Below are 18,242 nucleotides of genomic sequence, written 5' to 3'. Positions count from 1 at the left end.
CGCGAAGCCCTATAGTGGGGAACGCTGCCCCACCGTGGACGCTTCCGCCGCGTCCGTCCGCTCGCTCGACCAGCCCCCTCCGAGCGCGCGAAACAGCGCGGCCAGCGCGCTTTGCCGCTGCGCGGCGACGTCGATCAGCGCAGTTTGCGCGGCATAGTGGTTACGCTGTGCCTCCAGGTAGCGCAGATGGTCGTCGACGCCGGCGCGGTAGCGCGCCTCGGACAGCCGCAACGTCTGCTCGCTGGTCTGCGCGACAGCACGGCGGGCGACCTCTTCGCGACGCAGCGTGTCGGTTGCCGCCAGCGCGTCCGAGACTTCGCGGAACGCGGTCTGGATCGTCTTCTCGTAGTTGGCCACCGCGATGTCCTTGCGCACATGGGCAAGATCCAGGTTCGCGAGATTGCGGCCACCGGAGAAGATCGGCAGCGTCAACTGCGGGGCGAACGACCATACCGTCTGGCCCGCGCCGAACAGGTTGGACAGCTCGCCGCTGGCGCTGCCGAACATGCCGGTCAGCGTGATGCGCGGGAAGAACGCCGCGCGTGCCGCGCCGATGTCGGCATGGCGTCCGCGCAGCCGCTGTTCCGCGGCGAGGATGTCCGGCCGGTGAATCAGCAGGTCGGACGGCGTGCCGGGCGCCAGCGTCTGCACCAGCAGCACGTCGTCGCGCGGCGCCGCCGGCAACCGCGCGGCGATGTCCGGCACGCCGACCAGCAGCGCCAGCGCATTGGTGGCCTGGCGAAATTCGCGGTCGGTCCTTTCCAGGTCGGCGCGCGCCTGGTCCGTCAGCCCGCTGGCCTCGTAGAAATCCAGCGCGGTGGCCGTGCCGGCCTGGCGGCGCTGTGCAATCAGCCGCAGCGAGGCTTCGCGGGTCTGCAGCGTCTGCGCGGTCAGCAGATGGCGGCGCTGGGCGCTGTCCCGCGCCAGATACGCCTGGATGACTTCGGCCACCAGACTGATCCGCGCGCTGCGCGCGGCCTCCTCGGTCGCGAAGTATTCCCGCAGCGCGGCTTCGGACAGGTTGCGTACGCGGCCGAACAGGTCGAGCTCGAACGCCGGCACCGCGATGCCGGCCTGCACGGTCTGCTGGACGGAACCCATGCCCGGCTGGCGCAGGTCCTCGGCCACGCGTTGCCGCGTGCCGCCCGCCTCGGCCTGCAGCCCCGGCACGCGGTCGGCACGTTGCACGCGATACATCGCGCGCGCCGCCTCGATGTTCAGCACCGCCTGCCGCAGGTCGCGATTGTTCTCGAGCGCCAGCGCCACCAGCTCGCGCAGCTTGCCGTCGACGATGAAGCTGTCCCATTGCAGCACGGCCGCCGATGAAGGCGCGACCTGCGCATCGCCGGCCGCCATCCCGGCCATCTGCGTCATCTGGCCGGACGCCCATTGCGTGGGCACCGGCGCCGCCGGCCGCTCGTAGACCGGCGCCAACGAGCAACCGGCCAGGGCGGCAGTGGCGCTCAACAGCAGGCACGGCAACGTTGTGCGGGATCGAATCGATTTCATTGCGCGCCCTCCGTCGTCGTGGTCGCAGTCGGCGTTGTCGTTCGTCCGCTGTCCCTTGCATTGTCCCGATACCGCTTGAAGCGGGACAGCACCCAGACAAAGAACACCGGGGCAAACACCACGCCCAGCGTGGTCGCGGTCAGCATGCCGCCGATCACGCCGGTACCGATGGCGCGCTGGCTGGCCGCGCCGGCGCCGGTCGCAATGGCCAGCGGCACGACGCCGAGAATGAATGCCATCGACGTCATCACGATCGGGCGGAACCGCAGCCGCGACGCCTCCAGCGCGGCGTCGATCAGCGGCATGCCCTGCTCGCGCAGCGACTTGGCGAATTCGACGATCAGGATCGCGTTCTTGGCGGCCAGACCGATGATCGTGATCAGCCCGACCTTGAAATAGACGTCGTTCGGCATGCCCAGGGCATTGACCGCCAGCACCGACCCCAGCGCGCCGATCGGCACGATCAGCATCACGGAGGCGGCGATCGCCCAGCTCTCGTAGAGCGCCACCAGCAGCAGGAACACCACCAGGAAGGACAGCGCCAGCAGCAACGGGGCCTGCGCGCCGGCCTGTCGTTCCTGATACGACAGGCCGGTCCATTCGTAGCCGATGCCCGCCGGCAGCCTGGCGGCGATCCGTTCGATCTCGGCCATGGCCTCGCCGGTACTGAAACCGGGCGCGGCGTCGCCCATGATCTTGATCGTCGGGTAGCCGTTGTAGCGCGACACCTGCACCGGGCCGATCTCCCACTCCGGCGTGGCGAACGCGCTCAGAGGCACCTGTTCCCCGCGCACGTTGGGCACATTCAGCGACAGCAGCGCTTCGGGCGTCATGCGGTCGCGCACGTCGGCCTGCACGACGACCCGTTGCAGCCGCCCGACATTGGCGAAGTCGGCCACGGTCGCGGAGCCATAGGCGCTGGAAATCGCGGTGTTGATCGCTTCGAAGCCGACGCCGAGCGCCTCTGCCTTGTCGCGGTCGATATCGAGGCGAAGCTGCGGCGCGTCCTCCAGCCCTTCCATCATCGCGTACGCCAGCACCGGCGAGGCGTTGGCCTCCTTCAGCAGCGTATCGCGCGCCGCCACCAGCGCCGCTCGTCCAAGGCCCGCGCGATCCTGCAGGCGCAGCGCAAAGCCGCTGGCATTGCCCAGCCCTTCGATCGGCGGCGGATCGACCGCCATCACGCGTGCTTCCTTCAGCCCCGCAAACTGGGCGTTGAAGGCGGCCACCTCGTCGCTGGCATGCTGGCCGCTGCCCCGCGTCGACCAGTCCGTCAGCGTCGGAAAGCCCAGCGCCGCGTTCTGGCCGCTGCCCGAGAAGCTGAAGCCCAGCACCATCGTGGTCGACTCCATCGCCTTGCGGCCGAGCAGCCAGCTCTCCAGTTTCTTGACCACGGCCTCGGTGCGCTGGTTGGTCGCGCCCGGGGGCAGCTGCACGTCGACCACGAAGTAGCCCTGATCCTCGATCGGCACGAACGATTCCGGCAGCCGCGTGTACAGCAGCGCCAGCAGCGCCACCACCATGCCGTAGACGATCATGCAGCGGCCGGCGCGGCGCAGCAGCTTCGAGTTCAGCGCGGTGAACCGCTCGGTCAGTCGGCCGAACCGGCGATTGAACCAGCCGAAAAAGCCGCGCTTCTCTTCATGATGGCCTTGCGGGATCGGCTTGAGCAGCGTCGCGCAAAGCGCGGGGGTCAGCGTCAGCGCGAGGAAGCCCGAGAACAGGATCGACACGGCCAGCGACAGCGAGAACTGCCGGTAGATCACGCCGACCGATCCGGCCATGAAGGCCAGCGGGAAGAACACGGCCGCCAGCACCAGCGTGATGCCGATGATGGCGCCCGACACCTGGCTCATTGCCTTGGCGGTCGCCTCGACGGGACCGAGCCCTTCCTCCGCCATGATCCGCTCGACGTTCTCGACCACGACGATGGCGTCGTCGACCAGGATGCCGATCGCCAGCACCATGCCGAACATCGTCATCATGTTGACCGAGAAGCCGATCGCATACATCACCGCCAGCGTGCCGGCCAGGCAGACCGGCACGACGATGGTCGGAATCAGCGTGTAGCGCAGGTTCTGCAGGAACAGCAGCATCACCAGGAACACCAGCACCACCGCTTCGACCAGCGTATGGATGACCTTCTCGATCGCGACCTCGACGAAGCGCGAGGTGTCGTAGGGGACCGAGTACTCGATGTCGTCGGGGAAGGACTTCGACAGTTCGTCGAGCCTGGCGCGGACCGCGCGCGCGGTTTCCAGTGCGTTCGCGCCCGGGCGCAGTTGCACCGCGGCGCCGACCGCGCGCTTGCCGCTGGTCAGCATGTCGAAGTTGTAGTCCTGCAGGCCGACCTCGAGGCGAGCGACGTCGGCGAGCGTCACCTTCGAGCCGTCGGGATTGGCGCGCAGCACGATCGCGCCGAACTCCTCGGTCGTCGTCAGCATGCCCTTGACGGCGATGGTCGCGCTGAGCTCCTGGTCCGCGCTGCCCGGCGGGCTGCCGAAGCTGCCGGCCGGCACCTGCACGTTCTGCGCGGCGATCGCCTCGTTGACATCGGCCACCGACAGCCCGTAGCCGAGCAGCTTCTGCGGGTCGACCCACACGCGCATCGCGGCCTCGGCGCCGAAGAACTGCACCTTGCCGACGCCCGGCACGCGGCGGATCTCGTTGTTGATCCGGCGCGCCGCGTAGTCGGCCAGCGTCACCATATCCTTGCCGGCGTCGTCGCCCTTGAAGTTGATCGAGTAGACCAGCAGGAAGCCCGCGCTGACCTGCTCGGTACGCAGGCCCTGGCGCGTGACCGCGGCCGGCAGCCGCGCCTCGGCCTGCTTGATCCGGTTCTGCACGTCGACCTGGGCCAGATCGGGATCGACGCCGGGCGCGAACGTCACGGTGATTTCCGCGATGCCCGCCGAGCTGCTGGACGAGTCGTAGTACAGCATCCCCTTGGCGCCGTTCAGCTCCTCCTCGATGACGCTGGTCACCGAATCGACCAGCGTAGTGGCGGACGCGCCCGGGTAGACCGCCGAGATCGCGATCTGCGGCGGCGCGACGGTCGGGTATTGCGACACCGGCAACGACGGCATCGCGAGCAGGCCCGCCAGCACGATGAAGATCGCCAGCACCCAGGCGAAGTTGGGGCGATGAATGAAGAATCTTGGCAGCATGATGTCTGTTCAGTGGCGCGGCGCCTGCGCGCCTAGCCTCGTTCCGCCGCAGCAGGGTTCGAGGGCGCCGGCAGGCCGGCTTCCCCGGCCTGCCTGGACGGCGCAGCGGGGGCGATGGTGACCTTCTGCCCCGAGCTCGCCTCGCCGCCGACCACGATGCGGTCGCCCGGCTTGACGCCCTCCAGGATCTGCCACTCGGCGCCCTGCATCGGGCCGGTGCGGACCTGGCGGGTCTCCGCCACGTCGCCCTTGCCGACGACCAGCAGCTGGGCCTTGCCGTCGGGGCTGCGGCGCACCGCCCGCTGCGGCACCAGCATCGCGGCGGGATCGACCGCGTGCGTGACATGCACGCGTACGTACATGCCCGGCAGCAGCAGGCTGTCGGCGTTCGGCAGCTGGCCGCGCAGCGACACCTGGCCGGTGCCGCGCTCGACGGAGATGTCCGAGAACAGCAGCCGCCCTTCGCGCTTCTTGTCGGTGCCTTCGATGGTCACGACGATCGGCACACCGCCTTCCGGCTCCCGCTGCAGCCGGCCCTGCTCCAGCGCCTCGCGCATGCGCAGCACATCGGCCACCGGCTGCTTGAAGTCGACATAGACCGGGTCCAGCTGCTGGATGGTGGCCATCGGCGTGGCCTCGCCCTGCCCGACCAATGCGCCTTCGGTGACCAGCGCGCGGCCGATCCGTCCGGAAATCGGCGCCCGCACCGTCGCGTATTCCAGGTTCAGGCGGGCCGTCTTCACTTCCGCGGCCGCGCTGCGCCGTGCCGCCTGCGCGCTCTTCAGCGTGGCCTGGGCCGCATCGAAATCCTGCCGGCTGACCGCCTCGATCTCGACCAGCGGCGCATAACGGCGCACCACCGCGTCGGCGTCCGCCAGCACCGCCTCCGCGCGCGCGAGCTCGCCCTCGGCGCGCGACAGCGCCGCCTGCAACGGGGCCGGATCGATCTGGAACAGCGGATCGCCGGCCTTGACGTCGCTGCCTTCCTTGAAGTTGCGCCTGAGCACGATCCCGGCGACCCGTGCCCGCACTTCGGCGACACGAACCGGTTCGATGCGGCCCGGCAGCTCGCTGCTGACGGCCATCGGCCGCGGCTGCAATGTCAGCACATCGACCGAGGGCGCCGCCGGGGCGGCCGCCTGTTCCGCATTGCCGCATGCTGCCGTCACGATGACCGCCGCGACCATGGCCAGCGTGCGCCATCCCCGCGTTGGGAAGTGATTCATGTCTACCTTCTTCAATGTTCGGCAAAGGGGCACATGCTACGCTCATTCATCATATGAATCAATAAAGATTCATATGGTATGGGAATTGCCTGTTTTGCCGGATAATCCCCGGGGTGCCAACGCACGGCGTTCGCGCCAGCCCCACACAAAAGTGCTTTTTGAGATACAAAGTATGGATTCCAGCTTGTCATGACGGCCGTCCCCGCATCGAACGAAGACAACAGCCGGCTCCTGGCCGCGCTCGCGCTGGCGCTGGTGGACCAGCCGCGCGGCACGCTGCAGGACCTGGCGAAAGCCGTCGGCATCAGCAAGGCCACGCTGTACCGGTTCTGCCGGACGCGCGACGAACTGATTTCCCGCCTGATCGACCACGGCGTGCGCGTGCTCGCCGAAGTCGTCCAGTGCGCCAAATTGGACGACCCCTCTCCCCTTGACGCACTGCGGCGCCTGAATGCGAACATGATCGAGCAACGCGAGGTGGCGGCGTTCCTGATCTATTACTGGCGGGAGGTCGTGTCCGGCGTCTCGTCGGATTGGCAGACGGACTGGGAGAGCAAGCTGGACGCCTTCTTTCTGCGCGGCCAGCAGCAAGGCATCTTCCGGATCGATATCACCGCGCAGGCGCTGACGGAAATCTGGGCATCGGTGCTGATCGGCCTGCTCGACGGGGAGCGGCGCGGACGGATCGCCCGCGCCGGGCTGGCCGGGCTGGCGGAGCGGGCCTTCCTGCAGGGGGCCGGCGCGGCGGCCGCCTGATTCCGGAATATCCGGACGCTGCGGGCGTCATCCGCCACAGAATCCCGGCAGCAGCCCGCCGACCCACTGCAGGACGTGGCCCGAAGCGTAGAGCCCAAGGCCGAATACCGCATGCGTGACGAGGCTGCGCAAGCGGGCGACGCCGGGCTTGGGCGTGCGGCGGGCCGCGATGCCGGCGCCCATGCCGGGCTGCATCAGCAGGAAGGGAAACACCACGCTGGCGAGCCCGACGATCAGCGCGGGGCCGAGGGTCGGGCGGCACGCCCACTGCGGCCCCCAGATGGCCAGCAACACCGCCGCGAACACGATGCCGGCCACGTAGTGCGCCGTCCAGCCGATCCAACGTTCGGCCGGAATCGCCGGCGCCTGACCGATCGCCTCGTGGCGAAAGCGGCCGCGTGGCATATGGCCCAGCCAACGGCCGACCATGCCGTAGTCCAGCGGCTTCATGCCGAACCAGACCCGTTGAACCAGCGCCCAAAGATCCATCGTCAGCGTTGCGCCGGCGCCGATGGCGACGGCCAGCAGCGGCAGCTTGTCATGCATGGCCGTGCTCCTCGCGCGAGCCCGCAGTGCCCTCGACTATCCAGCACGCCGAGGTAAAGCGGACCTCGCCGCCGTCGACGTAGGGTTCGAAGGCCCGCAGCACCGTCGCGGCGACGGTGTCGCGGACTTTGGCGTCCAGCGTGCCGAACACACGCCCCAGCGGTCCCACGCTGGTCACGTATCGCCGCAGTTCGCTTGCGGGAAAGCTGCATGCCAGATCGACCGCGCGGATGCCGACACCGGTCCAGCCGGCGGCCGCCAGGATGCCGCGAACCTTGTCGGCATCGGCAAACGCGAATTGCCCCGGCCCGTCGGACGCGCGCGCCGGCAGCGCGGGCAGCAACGGCGCGGCGGCTTTCTCCGCGGTCATCATGAAGGGATTCAGATCCGCCCCGCGCCACGCGATGAAGCGCAGTGCGGCACCGTCGCGCGCGGCGCGGCGCAGATTGGCGAAGGCGGCAACCGGATCGTCGAAGAACATCACACCGATCCGCGAGATCACCGTATCGAAGCTCGCCGGCGGGAACGCGTATCGCTGCGCATCCGCGCAGAGGAAGCGCGCCGTGGCGCCCTCCCGCTGGGCGCGATGCCGGGCCGCTTCGATCATCGGCTCCGACAGGTCGATGCCGGTGCACCGTCCGCGCTCGCGCAGCTCGCGCGCGACGGCGAGCGTGGTGGCGCCGGTGCCGCAGCCGACGTCCAGCACCTCGGTGCCGCCGCTGTCGCGGACGGCCTGCACGAGCAGCGCCTCCATCGGCTCGAACATCCGGTCCAGCACGTGCTGCGCCGTTACCCATCCCTGTCCGGCCGCACCGTTCCATAGTGCGGCCTGTTCGTCGTAAGCCTGCCGTTTTCCGTCCATCGTCGGCTCCTCGCAGTTGCATTGATCGTTGCACTGATCGTCCATGCAAGCCATCATGGCACTTCAAGTCAACTTGAAGTCAAGGGCTGCCGACATGGACATTGCTGAAGTGGCGCAACGATCTGGCGTGCCCGCCTCCACGCTGCGCTTCTATGAGGAAAAGGGACTGATCGCGTCGGTCGGCAGGCGCGGACTGCGACGCGTGTTCGAGCCCGCCGTGCTGGACCGGCTGGCACTGATCGCGCTGGGCCGGGCCGCCGGGTTCTCGCTGGATGAGATTTCGCGGATGTTCGCGAGTGACGGCCGCCCACGGATCGACCGCGCGCGGCTTGCCGCCAAGGCCGATGAGCTGGATCGCACGATTCGCCGGCTGACGGCGATGCGTGATGGGCTGCGGCATGCCGCGGTGTGCCCGGCGCCGAGCCACCTCGAGTGTCCGACGTTCCGGCGCATGCTGCGCGCCGCGGCGGCCGGTGCGCTGGGGAGCAGCACAGCGGAAGGTCCGGCGCGCGGGCGGGCCGCCGCCATGCGAACCGGGATCGCTAAACCCCGGACATCCGGGCGCCGGAACGATGCTTGAATCGATTCAATGCGCCCGCCTGGCCAGCACCTCGTCGCGCGGCCCGGCATCGACGACCTTGCCGCCTTCCATCACGACGATCGTGTCGAAGCGCGCGAGCAGGCTCGGCCGATGGACCGAGGCGACGATGCAAGCCGACGGAAAGGCGGCGTGCATGCGGTCGAACACGCGAGCCTCGGCCTGCGGGTCCAGCGCGCTGGTCGGCTCGTCGAGCAGCAGCAGCGAGCTGCCCTGCGCCGCGAGCGCGCCGCGGGCGAGCGCCAGCCGCTGCCGCTGACCGCCCGACAGGTTGCCGCCGCGCTCGTTGATGGCGCTGGCGAGGCCATCGGGAAGGCGGTGCAATACCTCGTCGAACCCGCCCGTATGCACGGCGCCGCCCAGCGCCGCCGCGTCGACCGGCAGGCCGAAGGTCAGATTCTCCTCGACGCTCGCCTCGAATACCTCCGCCTCCTGCGGAATCAGCGTGGCCAGCGTACGCAGCTCGGACCAGCCGACCGTCGCGCCGTCGCGCCGCAATTCCCCGTGCTGCGGATGATAGAGACCGGCCAGCGTCCGCAGCAGCGTGCTCTTGCCCCCGCCGCTCGGGCCGATCAAGGCCACCCGCGCGCCACGCCGCAGCACCAGGTCGATGCCATGCAGTCCACCGCGGGAACCGTCGGCGTAGTGCACGGTGGCGCCGCGCAATTCCAGCGTTTGCCACGGCGCATCGGGCACCACGGCCGGCACCGCCGCGTCGGGATCGCCCGGGGCGTCCCAGATCGGTTCGGCACTGCCGTAGTCGGTATGCATCCGCGCGAAGCTCTGGAAGTTCGCGGCCATCGAACCGACCACCGAGGCGGCCTGCTGCGCGTACTGGTAGATCATGAAGACGGTGCCGAGCGCCACCGCCTGCCCCGGCGAGCGCTCCTGCAGCACGTACATCACCACCAGGATCCAGGTCAGCCCCATGCCGAGCAGGTCCACGGCGAACCACTTGCCTTCGTTGACCATGACCGCACGACGAAGTGGCGCCATCACGGCCGCCATCCTGCGGCCGAGCAACTTGCGCGATGCGGCCTGCAGGCGCAGCCCGATCACCGTGCCGGCGTTGCCGACAAAGTCGAGCAAGGCGGCGGCATAGCGGCGCTCGGCGTCGTTCTCGGCGCGGGCCAGCTGCATCAGCGTGCGGTCGAAGCGCAGGATGATCAGCGCGATCACCACGTAGCCGGTGACGGCGATCAGGCCGCTGGTGCGCGACAGCAGCGTCAGTGCGACCAGCGGACCGACGAAGTTGAAGGCGTTCTGCAGGTAGACGAACTGGTTCTGCGCGAAGTCCGACAGCGCCCGGCTGGATTGCACCACACGGTGCTGCAACTCGCCCGAATGCCGGCCATCGCGCCAGGCCAGCGGCGCCGCGGCGATGCGCGCATAGAGCTGGTCGCCCAGCCGCTCGCGTACGCGCACGCCGACGTTGCGCTCGAGCACGCGGCCCGGGCCGTGCAGCAGCCACGAAAGCAGATAGACGCCGATCAGATAAAGAATCCAGCGGCCGGCCGTGGCGAGGCTGTCCTGCTGCAGCGCGTTGATCGCCTGGGCGGCCAGCCACGGCATCGTCAGCCGCAGCAGCTGCGCGGCGGCCAGCAGCGCCGTGGCGCCGATCAAATGAAGCCGCACGCCGCTCGCATGACGCCACAGCGCGCGATACAGGTCGCGCGCCGCGCCGGCAAGGCCGATGGCCGGTGGTCGGGAGGTGGAGTTCGACTCCGTCATGCAGTCCTCATCGTCTTTCGGTGTCTTCAAGGTTTTCAGATGCGACGCCGCCGGATCGGCGGCCCGGACGAAGGATACCGCCGCGCATTTGCCGAAGCACGGATGACCCTTGACCCCGGCGCAAGAATCATTTGCCGGTCACCGGGTTTTTCCGAACGGATGCGTTGCCGACAATGGCCTCATCGCGGCATCGGCGTGACCCGACGGCCCGCCGATCCGCAACCGCAACCGAGAGGAACCCATGCTGTTTACGCCCTACCGCCTTGGCAAGCTGACCACCGAAAACCGTATCGTGATGCCGCCGATGACGCGCTCGCGCGCCGGCGACGGCGGCGTGGCGACCGACCTGATGGCCGAGTACTACCGGCAGCGCGCCTCGGCCGGACTGATCATTTCCGAAGGCACGCAGATCAGCCAGCAGGGCCAGGGCTACGCGTGGACGCCGGGCATCCACACGCCGGAACAGATGGCCGGCTGGCGCAAGGTCACCGACGCGGTGCACGCCGCCGGCGGCATCATGTTCGCCCAGCTGTGGCACGTCGGCCGCGTGTCGCACACCTCGCTGCAGCCCGGCAACGCGGCCCCGGTGTCGTCATCCGCGCTGGTGGCCGAAGGGGTCAAGGTGTTCATCGACGTGGAAGGCAAGGGTCCGGCCGGCGGCGCCGGCGAGATGGTGCAGCACTCCGCGCCGCGCGCGCTGACGGTCCCCGAGATCCACGGCATCGTTGCCGACTACGCGCAAGCTGCGCGAAACGCGCTGGACGCTGGCTTCGACGGCGTCGAGCTGCACGGGGCCAACGGCTATCTGATCAATCAGTTCATCGATTCGCAGGCCAACGCGCGCACCGACGAATACGGCGGCTCGCTGCACAACCGGCTGCGCTTTCTGAAGGAGGTCGCGCAGGCGGTCACCGATGTCGTCGGCAAGGACCGAATCGGCGTGCGGCTGGCCCCGTTGACCACGCTGCAGGGCGCGGTCGACGACACGCCCGAAGCTACCTATCTGGCCGCAGCCCACGCGCTCGGCAAGATCGGCGTCGCCTATATCCACATCGCCGAAGCCGACTGGGAAGATGCGCCGGTGATGCCGGCCGCGTTCAAGGAGGCGTTGCGCGAGGTCTACCCCGGCACGCTGATCTATTCGGGCAACTACAACAAGGCGCGCGCCGAGGAAGCGCTTGCCAGGGGCTGGGCCGACCTGATCGGGTTTGGCCGCAGCTTTATCGGCAACCCGGACCTGCCCTACCGGCTGCGGCACGACCTGCCGCTCCATCCCGGCAATCGCGCCAGTTACTTCGGCGGCGGTGCCGCCGGCTATACCGACTACCCGGAATACGCGGCGGGCGCCGCTGCCTGAGGCAGCGGCCCTTCACCGCATGCGCTCAGACAATCTCCGCCAGCCGCGCCCCCGCGGCCAGGTAAGTGCCGGCGCCAGCCTGCCACGCGACACGGCCGTCGCGATGCGCGTGGACCTGCATCTCCATCTTCATCGCTTCCATCACGGCGATCAGATCGCCTTGCTTGACCTCGTCGCCGAGCGCGACCTTCCACGCCTGCACGGTGCCGGCAATCGGCGACGGCAGCTCGGCCGGGTTGGCGGCGGTCGGTACGGGATCGGCGGGGTCCGTCGCGCCGCCGGTTCCCGGCGCGTCGGCCAGGCCACGCAGCAGTTGCGCGGGCAAGCCCAGCACCATGCGGCGGCCGTCGACCTCGATCGCCGTACGCAGCAAGCTGTCGTCCTGCCGCGGTTCGGCACGCGCGGCTGCCGCCAGCGGCTCGGCAAAGTCGGACTCGATCCAGCGCGTGTGGACGTTGAAGCCGCCCGTGCCGACGAAATCGGCGTGATCGATCACGGCACGATGGAATGGCAGCACCGATGCCACGCCCTCGATGCGGAATTCGCGCAGTGCACGGCGGGCACGCGCCAGCGCCTGTTCCCGCGTGGCGCCGGTCACGATCAGCTTGGCCATCAGCGAATCGAACGTCCCCGGCACCACCGAACCGGCCTGCACGCCGGAATCGACGCGCACGCCCGGGCCCGACGGCGCGTCGAAGCGCCGCACCGGCCCGGGCGTGGGCAGGAAACCGCGGCCCACGTCCTCGGCATTGATGCGGAACTCGATCGCATGGCCGAGCGGTGCGGGGGTTTCGGCGATCGACAGCGGCAGGCCATCGGCCACGCGCAACTGCTCGACCACCAGGTCGACGCCGGTGGTCTGCTCGGTGACAGGATGCTCGACCTGCAGCCGCGTGTTGACCTCGAGGAACGAGATCGCGCCGCTGGCGCTGAGCAGGAATTCCACCGTGCCGGCGCTGGTGTATTCCGCGGCCGCGCAGATGTCGCGCGCCGCGGCGTGGATGCGCGCGCGTTGTTCATCGCTGAGGAACGGCGCCGGGGCCTCTTCGACGAGCTTCTGGTTCCGGCGTTGCAGCGAGCAGTCCCGCGTGCCCAGCACGACCACATTGCCATGCCGATCGGCGAGGACCTGTGCCTCGATATGGCGGGGCTTGTCGAGGAACTGCTCGACGAAACACTCTCCGCGGCCGAAAGCGGTGACCGCCTCCCGGACGGCCGAAGCATAGAGTTCCTCGACTTCATCCATGCGCCAGGCGATCTTCATGCCGCGGCCACCGCCGCCGAACGCGGCCTTGATGATGATCGGCAAGCCATGCTGCTCGGCAAACGCCAGTACCTCGTTGGCGTCGGCGACCGGCTCGGGCGTACCGGCGACCAGTGGCGCGCCCACGCGCAGCGCGATCTTGCGCGCTTCGACCTTGTCGCCGAGCCGCGCGATCGTGGCCGGCGACGGACCGATCCACGTCAGGCCGGCCTCGATGACGGCCCGCGCAAACGCCTCGCTTTCGGACAGGAAGCCGTAGCCGGGATGGACGGCATCGGCACCGCTGCGGCGGGCGATGTCGAGCAGCTTGTCGATGTTCAGATAGGTGTCGGCGGGACGGTCGCCATTCAGGCCGTAAGCCTCGTCGGCCAGGCGCGCGTGCATCGCATCGATATCGGCGTTGGCATACACCGCCACGGAGCCGACACCGTAGTCGGCGCAGGCGCGGATGATGCGGACGGCGATCTCTCCACGGTTGGCAATCAGGACTTTCTTCATCGCGAATTTGGATAAAAGGCGCCGGCTCAGTCGGCAGACGGTTGCAGTTCTTCGAACGGGCCGATCGGGTTGAAGCGCAGCCATGCACCGACCGGGATCTGGCCGGCACGGTCCAGATGGTGAGGCGCGACGGCGCCGATCACCGGGTAGCCGCCGGTCAGCGGATGGTCCGCCAGGAACAGGATGGGCTGGCCGCTGGGCGGCACCTGCAACGCCCCGAGCACGGTGCCCTCGCTCGGCAGTTCGCCGGTGATGGCGCGTTCGAGCGGCACCTCGCCGGCCAGCCGCAGGCCGACGCGATTGGACTGGGGCGTGACTTGCCAGCGTTGCATTCGTAGCCGCTCGACCGACTCGGGCGTAAACCAGTCGGTGCGCGGTCCCAGTACCACGTCAAGGACCACGTCGCGTTCGACTGTCGGCAGATCGGCGGCGCGTTCCTCCGGCATGCCGACCACGGCGCCCGGCGGAGCGGGCAGGACACCCAGCAGATCGCCGACGGCCAACGGCGCGGGGCCGATGCCGGCCAGCGTGTCGGTCGCGCAGCTGCCGAGCACCGGCGCCACGGCAAAGCCGCCGCGCGCTGCCACATAGCAGCGGGCGCCGGCGACGGGCTGGCCGACGCTCAAGGTGTCGCCATCGGCAAGCGCCACGGCCCGATGCGTCGATACGCGCCACTGGCGGCCATCGGCCGCGCGCACGATCAGCGGCGCATCGGCGCCGGTCACGGCCAGCACGGTGTCGCCCTGGCTCTGCAACTGCAGGCCGCCGCCGACGGTTTCGAGCGCGGCACCGTCGCTGCGATTGCCGACCAGACGGTTCGCCATCCGCAGTGCGGCCCGGTCGAGCGCGCCGGAGACCGACACGCCCTGCCCGGCCTGGCCGTGGCGGCCAAGGTCCTGCAATACGGTCTGCAAGCCGGTGCCCTTTACCTTCAGCGCCGCGGTACAGGCGGCAGCGCTCTGCGGGCGACGCACGCCGGCCACCGGCGCTCCCGCATCGTGCGCGGACATCATGCGGCTCCGTGTGACCTCGTCCACCGTCGCGATATCGACAAAGCGCACGCGATACCCGGGCTGCAGCAGCGCCGGCGGCTCGCGCTCCAGATCCCACATCGCCAACGGCGTGGTACCGATGATCTGCCAGCCGCCGGGGCTGGCCTTCGGATAGACGCCGCTGAAGGTGCCGGCCAGACCCACGGCCCCGGCCGGAATCCGCGTGCGCGGCGTACGGCGCCGCGGCACGTCGAGGGAGGGATGGCCGCCGCTGAGGTAAGCGAAGCCGGGCGCGAAGCCGGTAAACGCCACCGTATATTCGCTGCCGGTATGACGGCGCACGACCTCGTCGGTGGCGATGCCTAGCAGCTGCGCCACCTCGGCCAGGTCCTCGCCGTCATAGCGGACCGGGATCTCGATCAGCGTATCGCTGCGCTCGACACGCTGCGACAGATCGCGCGCGGCGATCGCACGGACCAGCGCGCCGGCGTTGGTGACCCAGGGGCGGTAGTACAGGAGAATCGTGCGGGCGGCCGGCACGAGCTCGATCACCCCGTGAAGGGATTCGCGCTGCAGGGACGCCAGCAAAGCCAGCGTCTGGTCCAGATCGGCCAGCTCGACCAGCAGCGCATTCGAGGAAACGGGCAGGAAACGCAAGATGACCTCCAGATCCGGCCCGCGCTCAGGCGAAGGCGCGGACGTTCACGCCCTCGCGTTCCAGCGCGTCGCGCACGGCGCGTGCCATCTCCAGCGCGCCCTCGCTGTCGCCATGCACGCAGATCGACTGCGCTTCGACGCCGGCCACGCTGCCATCGATGGCGACCACCGTGCCTTCCCGCACCAGGCGCAACATCCGCTGTGCGACCTCGCCGGCGTCGTGCAGCACCGCGCCCGGTTCCCGGCGGGAGACCAACGTGCCCTGCGGCGTATAGGCGCGATCGGCGAAGGCCTCGGCGACGACGCGCAGGCCGGCATCGCGCGCCCAGCCCACCAGCGGCGAGCCGGCCAGCGCGACCAGCACCAGTTCGGGGTCGACCGCGCGGATGGCTGCGATCACGTCGCGCGCCTGGCGTTCGTCGCTGGCGATGGTGTTGTACAGCGCGCCATGCGGCTTGACGTAGCGCACCGTCGTGCCGACCGTCGCCGCCATGCCGGCCAGCGCGCTGATCTGATAGATGACGTCGGCAATCAGGTCTTCGCTCGCCACGTCCATGTTGCGGCGGCCGAAGCCCTGCAGGTCCGGATACGAGACATGCGCGCCCACCGCGACACCGCGCGCCGCGGCGGCCTTCAGCGTGCGCAGGATGCCGGCGGGATCGCCGGCGTGGAAGCCGCAGGCCACGTTGGCGCTGCTGACGATGTCGAGCATCGCGGCATCGCTGCCCATGCGCCAGGCGCCGAAGCTCTCGCCGAGATCGCTGTTCAGGTCGATTTGCATGGCGTCGGACCTCAATGCGCGGGCTCGGCTTCGCCGACCAGTTCGCGCCCTTGCGTCTCGGGCAGCAGCAGGCAGGCGACGACGACCAGCCCATAGGCGCCGGCCGCCAGATAACCGATCGCGACGCCGAGCGACATCGTCGCGCCCATATGTCCGATCAGCGCCGGGAACACGGAGCCGACCGCACGCCCGAAGTTGTAGCAGAAGCCTTGTCCGGAACCGCGGATATGGCTCGGATAGAGCTCCGTCAGGTAGGCGCCCATGCCGGAGAAGATGCCCGACAGGAAGAAGCCCAGCGGAAAGCCCAGCACCAGCATCGCCGCATCGGTAATCGGCAGCTGCGTGTAGCAGATCACCAGGATGGCCGCGCTGACCGCGAACAGCATGAAGCATCGCCGGCGCCCGAGATGGTCGGACAGCCAGGCGCTGGTCAGGTAGCCGGCGAAGGAGCCGGCAATCAGCACCATCAGATAGCCGCTGGTGTTCAGCACCGACAGGTTGCGCTCCATCTTCAGGTAGGTCGGCAGCCAGGTCGTCACCGAGTAGTAGGCGCCCTGCATGCCGGTGGCCAGCAGGCTCGCCAGCACGGTCACGCGCAGCACGCCCGGCTTGAAGATCAGCATGAAGTTGTTGCTCTGTCCGGTGGCGGCGAGCTTCGCCTTGGTCTCGCGATAGACCTCGGGCTCGCTGATATTGCGGCGGATATAGAGGATGAAGACGGCCGGCAGCACACCGATCCAGAACAGCACGCGCCAGGCATATTGCTGCTCGAACATCGCGTAGACCGCCCAGAACGCGATGGCCGACAGGCCCCAGCCGATCGCCCAGCTGCTCTGCACCAGGCCGACCGCCTTGCCGCGATGGCGCGCGCGGATCATCTCGGCGATCAGCACCGAGCCGACCGACCATTCGCCGCCAAACCCGAGGCCCTGCAGCATGCGGGTCACGAACAGCTGCTCGGGCGACTGCGTGAAGCCGCTGAGGAACGTGAAGAAGCTGAACCACAGCACGGTCAGCTGCAGCACGCGCACGCGGCCGTACTTGTCGGCCAGGATGCCGGCCAGCCAGCCGCCGATCGCGGAACTGATCAGCGCGCCGGTCGCGATATAGCCGGCCTGTGCCTTGGTCATGCCCCACACCAGGATGAAGGTGGGAATCATGAACGTGTAGATCATGTAGTCGAAGGCATCGACCCCATAGCCGACGAAGGCGGCAAAGAGCGTCTTGCGCTCTTCCTGCGTAGTTTCTTTAAGCCACATGGTTGCGCTCACTCGGGATAACGGCAAAACGTGGGATGCTCGCCGCGCTGTCTTCACGACCCTGCTGCGACGACGTCGAGGCAGTGAGCGGACCATCGAAACAGGCGCCCCTTCACCGCAGCGCTGTTTAGCAAGGCACATGCCATGTTGATGTATATGCACGTATCACTCAACTACCGTAGCGAGATTGTTCAACAATCATTCATCAGGATCGATTCTGGTATACACCTAGCCGCACGCAGACTTGGGGCAATGCACCAATCGAGCGCATTTTGTTGAACAAGGTGGGGTAACATCCCGCGAACCGGGCACGCCCGCGACAGCGCCTCGATTACCCCGGCCAAACTCGCCGTCCCTTGCCGCCAACATGACAACCAGTTCCGACGTAAAAAACCTGGCCGAGCGGGTCACCGAACAGATTCGCCAGCGCATCCTGCATGGCGACTTCGCGCCGGGGCAGCGGCTGTCCGAAGCCGCGCTCAGTGAAAGCCTGCAGATCTCCCGCAACACGCTGCGCGAGACGTTCCGCGTGCTGACCAAGGAAGGCCTGCTCAAGCACGAGCCCAATCGCGGCGTCGCCGTTGCCATTCCCAGCATCGCGGCGATCATCGATATCTACCGCGTCCGCCGCCTGATCGAATGCCAGGCGATCGCGCAGGCCTACCCCAGCCATCCGGCGCGCAAGCACATGCGGCACGCGGTGGAAACAGGATTGCAATGCCGCGACCGCGGCGACTGGCAGGGGGCGGGTACCGCCAACATGGAGTTCCACATGGCCATCGTGGAACTGGCCGACAGCGAGCGGCTGAACGTGATGTTCTCCCACCTGCTGGCCGAGCTGCGGCTGGCGTTCGGCATGCTGCAGGATCCGGAATTCCTGCACGGGCCCTATGTCGAGATGAACCAGCACATCCTGCAGCTGTTCGAGTCGGGCAAGCTGGCCGAATGCGCGACGGCGCTGAACGACTATCTGGTGCAGTCCGAGCGCATCGTGCTGTCGGCCTGCGCCCGGCACCCGATCTTCAAGGGCCGCTGAGCG

At 68.7% G+C, this 18,242-nt stretch carries 14 protein-coding genes; 4 read left to right on the top strand and 10 right to left on the bottom strand.

Annotated elements, in window-relative coordinates; all coding sequences use genetic code 11:
* Positions 1 to 9: 9 nt before the first annotated feature.
* From F7Q96_RS02690 to F7Q96_RS02680, 3 genes are read right to left on the bottom strand one after another with little or no spacing between them, the layout of a single operon-like run.
* Positions 10 to 1,509 (bottom strand): efflux transporter outer membrane subunit, encoded by a 1,500-nt coding sequence (locus tag F7Q96_RS02690; protein ID WP_151021996.1) that lies wholly within the window; start codon positions 1,507 to 1,509, stop codon positions 10 to 12.
* Positions 1,506 to 4,673: an efflux RND transporter permease subunit gene (locus F7Q96_RS02685; RefSeq protein ID WP_053824620.1), complete on the bottom strand. Its 3,168-nt coding sequence runs from the start codon at positions 4,671 to 4,673 to the stop codon at positions 1,506 to 1,508. The genes F7Q96_RS02690 and F7Q96_RS02685 overlap by 4 nt, the downstream gene beginning before the upstream one ends.
* A gap of 35 nt (positions 4,674 to 4,708) precedes the next feature.
* Positions 4,709 to 5,902 carry an efflux RND transporter periplasmic adaptor subunit gene (locus tag F7Q96_RS02680; protein WP_211923493.1) on the bottom strand — a complete coding sequence of 398 codons (1,194 nt, stop codon included), beginning with the start codon at positions 5,900 to 5,902 and terminating at the stop codon, positions 4,709 to 4,711.
* A 189-nt stretch (positions 5,903 to 6,091) separates the two neighbouring features.
* On the opposite strand from F7Q96_RS02680, the gene F7Q96_RS02675 reads away from it, so the two are divergent.
* A complete protein-coding gene (locus F7Q96_RS02675; RefSeq protein WP_053823911.1) occupies positions 6,092 to 6,658 on the top strand; it encodes a TetR/AcrR family transcriptional regulator in 567 nt (188 codons plus the stop codon).
* 27 nt (positions 6,659 to 6,685) lie between these two features.
* Here the strand turns inward: F7Q96_RS02675 and F7Q96_RS02670 are convergent, their stop codons facing one another.
* Together F7Q96_RS02670 and F7Q96_RS02665 are read right to left on the bottom strand one after the other, a co-directional pair.
* Positions 6,686 to 7,204: a DUF2938 domain-containing protein gene (locus F7Q96_RS02670; protein ID WP_053823912.1), complete on the bottom strand. Its 519-nt coding sequence runs from the start codon at positions 7,202 to 7,204 to the stop codon at positions 6,686 to 6,688.
* Positions 7,197 to 8,066, bottom strand: a complete 870-nt coding sequence (locus tag F7Q96_RS02665) for a class I SAM-dependent methyltransferase (RefSeq protein ID WP_053824621.1) — start codon at positions 8,064 to 8,066, stop codon at positions 7,197 to 7,199. The genes F7Q96_RS02670 and F7Q96_RS02665 overlap by 8 nt, the downstream gene beginning before the upstream one ends.
* A gap of 43 nt (positions 8,067 to 8,109) precedes the next feature.
* Between F7Q96_RS02665 and F7Q96_RS02660 the strand changes: the two genes are divergently transcribed.
* A complete protein-coding gene (locus tag F7Q96_RS02660) occupies positions 8,110 to 8,646 on the top strand; it encodes a helix-turn-helix domain-containing protein (protein ID WP_226994931.1) in 537 nt (178 codons plus the stop codon).
* 6 nt (positions 8,647 to 8,652) lie between these two features.
* Here F7Q96_RS02660 and F7Q96_RS02655 read toward each other — a convergent pair whose 3' ends face one another.
* Positions 8,653 to 10,395 carry an ATP-binding cassette domain-containing protein gene (locus F7Q96_RS02655; RefSeq protein WP_053823913.1) on the bottom strand — a complete coding sequence of 581 codons (1,743 nt, stop codon included), beginning with the start codon at positions 10,393 to 10,395 and terminating at the stop codon, positions 8,653 to 8,655.
* A 241-nt stretch (positions 10,396 to 10,636) separates the two neighbouring features.
* Between F7Q96_RS02655 and F7Q96_RS02650 the strand changes: the two genes are divergently transcribed.
* Positions 10,637 to 11,752, top strand: coding sequence for an alkene reductase (locus tag F7Q96_RS02650; protein WP_151021994.1), 1,116 nt, complete (start codon positions 10,637 to 10,639; stop codon positions 11,750 to 11,752).
* A 25-nt stretch (positions 11,753 to 11,777) separates the two neighbouring features.
* Here F7Q96_RS02650 and F7Q96_RS02645 read toward each other — a convergent pair whose 3' ends face one another.
* From F7Q96_RS02645 to F7Q96_RS02630, 4 genes are read right to left on the bottom strand one after another with little or no spacing between them, the layout of a single operon-like run.
* On the bottom strand, positions 11,778 to 13,514 hold the full coding sequence (locus tag F7Q96_RS02645; protein ID WP_053823914.1) for an acetyl/propionyl/methylcrotonyl-CoA carboxylase subunit alpha: 1,737 nt from the start codon (positions 13,512 to 13,514) through the stop codon (positions 11,778 to 11,780).
* A 26-nt stretch (positions 13,515 to 13,540) separates the two neighbouring features.
* Positions 13,541 to 15,163 (bottom strand): 5-oxoprolinase subunit PxpB, encoded by a 1,623-nt coding sequence (pxpB, locus tag F7Q96_RS02640; protein WP_053823915.1) that lies wholly within the window; start codon positions 15,161 to 15,163, stop codon positions 13,541 to 13,543.
* A 25-nt stretch (positions 15,164 to 15,188) separates the two neighbouring features.
* Positions 15,189 to 15,944, bottom strand: coding sequence for a LamB/YcsF family protein (locus F7Q96_RS02635; RefSeq protein WP_053823916.1), 756 nt, complete (start codon positions 15,942 to 15,944; stop codon positions 15,189 to 15,191).
* A gap of 11 nt (positions 15,945 to 15,955) precedes the next feature.
* Positions 15,956 to 17,203, bottom strand: a complete 1,248-nt coding sequence (locus F7Q96_RS02630) for an MFS transporter (RefSeq protein ID WP_151021992.1) — start codon at positions 17,201 to 17,203, stop codon at positions 15,956 to 15,958.
* Between the two features lie 367 nt (positions 17,204 to 17,570).
* Here F7Q96_RS02630 and F7Q96_RS02625 point away from each other — a divergent pair, with 367 nt between their 5' ends.
* Positions 17,571 to 18,239, top strand: coding sequence for a GntR family transcriptional regulator (locus F7Q96_RS02625; RefSeq protein ID WP_053823917.1), 669 nt, complete (start codon positions 17,571 to 17,573; stop codon positions 18,237 to 18,239).
* Positions 18,240 to 18,242: the final 3 nt, after the last annotated feature.

Source organism: Cupriavidus gilardii (assembly GCF_008801915.1).
Lineage (GTDB): Bacteria > Pseudomonadota > Gammaproteobacteria > Burkholderiales > Burkholderiaceae > Cupriavidus > Cupriavidus gilardii.
The sequence above is the reverse complement of the archived record's forward strand: the minus strand, read 5'-3'. Positions and strand labels throughout refer to the sequence as shown.

What these genes read in the sequence shown, in the direction of transcription:
- F7Q96_RS02630 (WP_151021992.1), bottom strand. Translation starts at nt 17,203, where the DNA reads ATGTGGCTTAAAGAAACTACGCAGGAAGAGCGCAAGACGCTCTTTGCC.
- F7Q96_RS02675 (WP_053823911.1), top strand. Translation starts at nt 6,092, where the DNA reads ATGACGGCCGTCCCCGCATCGAACGAAGACAACAGCCGGCTCCTGGCC.
- F7Q96_RS02665 (WP_053824621.1), bottom strand. Translation starts at nt 8,066, where the DNA reads ATGGACGGAAAACGGCAGGCTTACGACGAACAGGCCGCACTATGGAAC.
- F7Q96_RS02645 (WP_053823914.1), bottom strand. Translation starts at nt 13,514, where the DNA reads ATGAAGAAAGTCCTGATTGCCAACCGTGGAGAGATCGCCGTCCGCATC.
- F7Q96_RS02670 (WP_053823912.1), bottom strand. Translation starts at nt 7,204, where the DNA reads ATGCATGACAAGCTGCCGCTGCTGGCCGTCGCCATCGGCGCCGGCGCA.
- F7Q96_RS02680 (WP_211923493.1), bottom strand. Translation starts at nt 5,902, where the DNA reads ATGAATCACTTCCCAACGCGGGGATGGCGCACGCTGGCCATGGTCGCG.
- F7Q96_RS02625 (WP_053823917.1), top strand. Translation starts at nt 17,571, where the DNA reads ATGACAACCAGTTCCGACGTAAAAAACCTGGCCGAGCGGGTCACCGAA.
- F7Q96_RS02635 (WP_053823916.1), bottom strand. Translation starts at nt 15,944, where the DNA reads ATGCAAATCGACCTGAACAGCGATCTCGGCGAGAGCTTCGGCGCCTGG.
- F7Q96_RS02650 (WP_151021994.1), top strand. Translation starts at nt 10,637, where the DNA reads ATGCTGTTTACGCCCTACCGCCTTGGCAAGCTGACCACCGAAAACCGT.
- F7Q96_RS02690 (WP_151021996.1), bottom strand. Translation starts at nt 1,509, where the DNA reads ATGAAATCGATTCGATCCCGCACAACGTTGCCGTGCCTGCTGTTGAGC.
- F7Q96_RS02660 (WP_226994931.1), top strand. Translation starts at nt 8,110, where the DNA reads ATGCAAGCCATCATGGCACTTCAAGTCAACTTGAAGTCAAGGGCTGCC.
- F7Q96_RS02655 (WP_053823913.1), bottom strand. Translation starts at nt 10,395, where the DNA reads ATGACGGAGTCGAACTCCACCTCCCGACCACCGGCCATCGGCCTTGCC.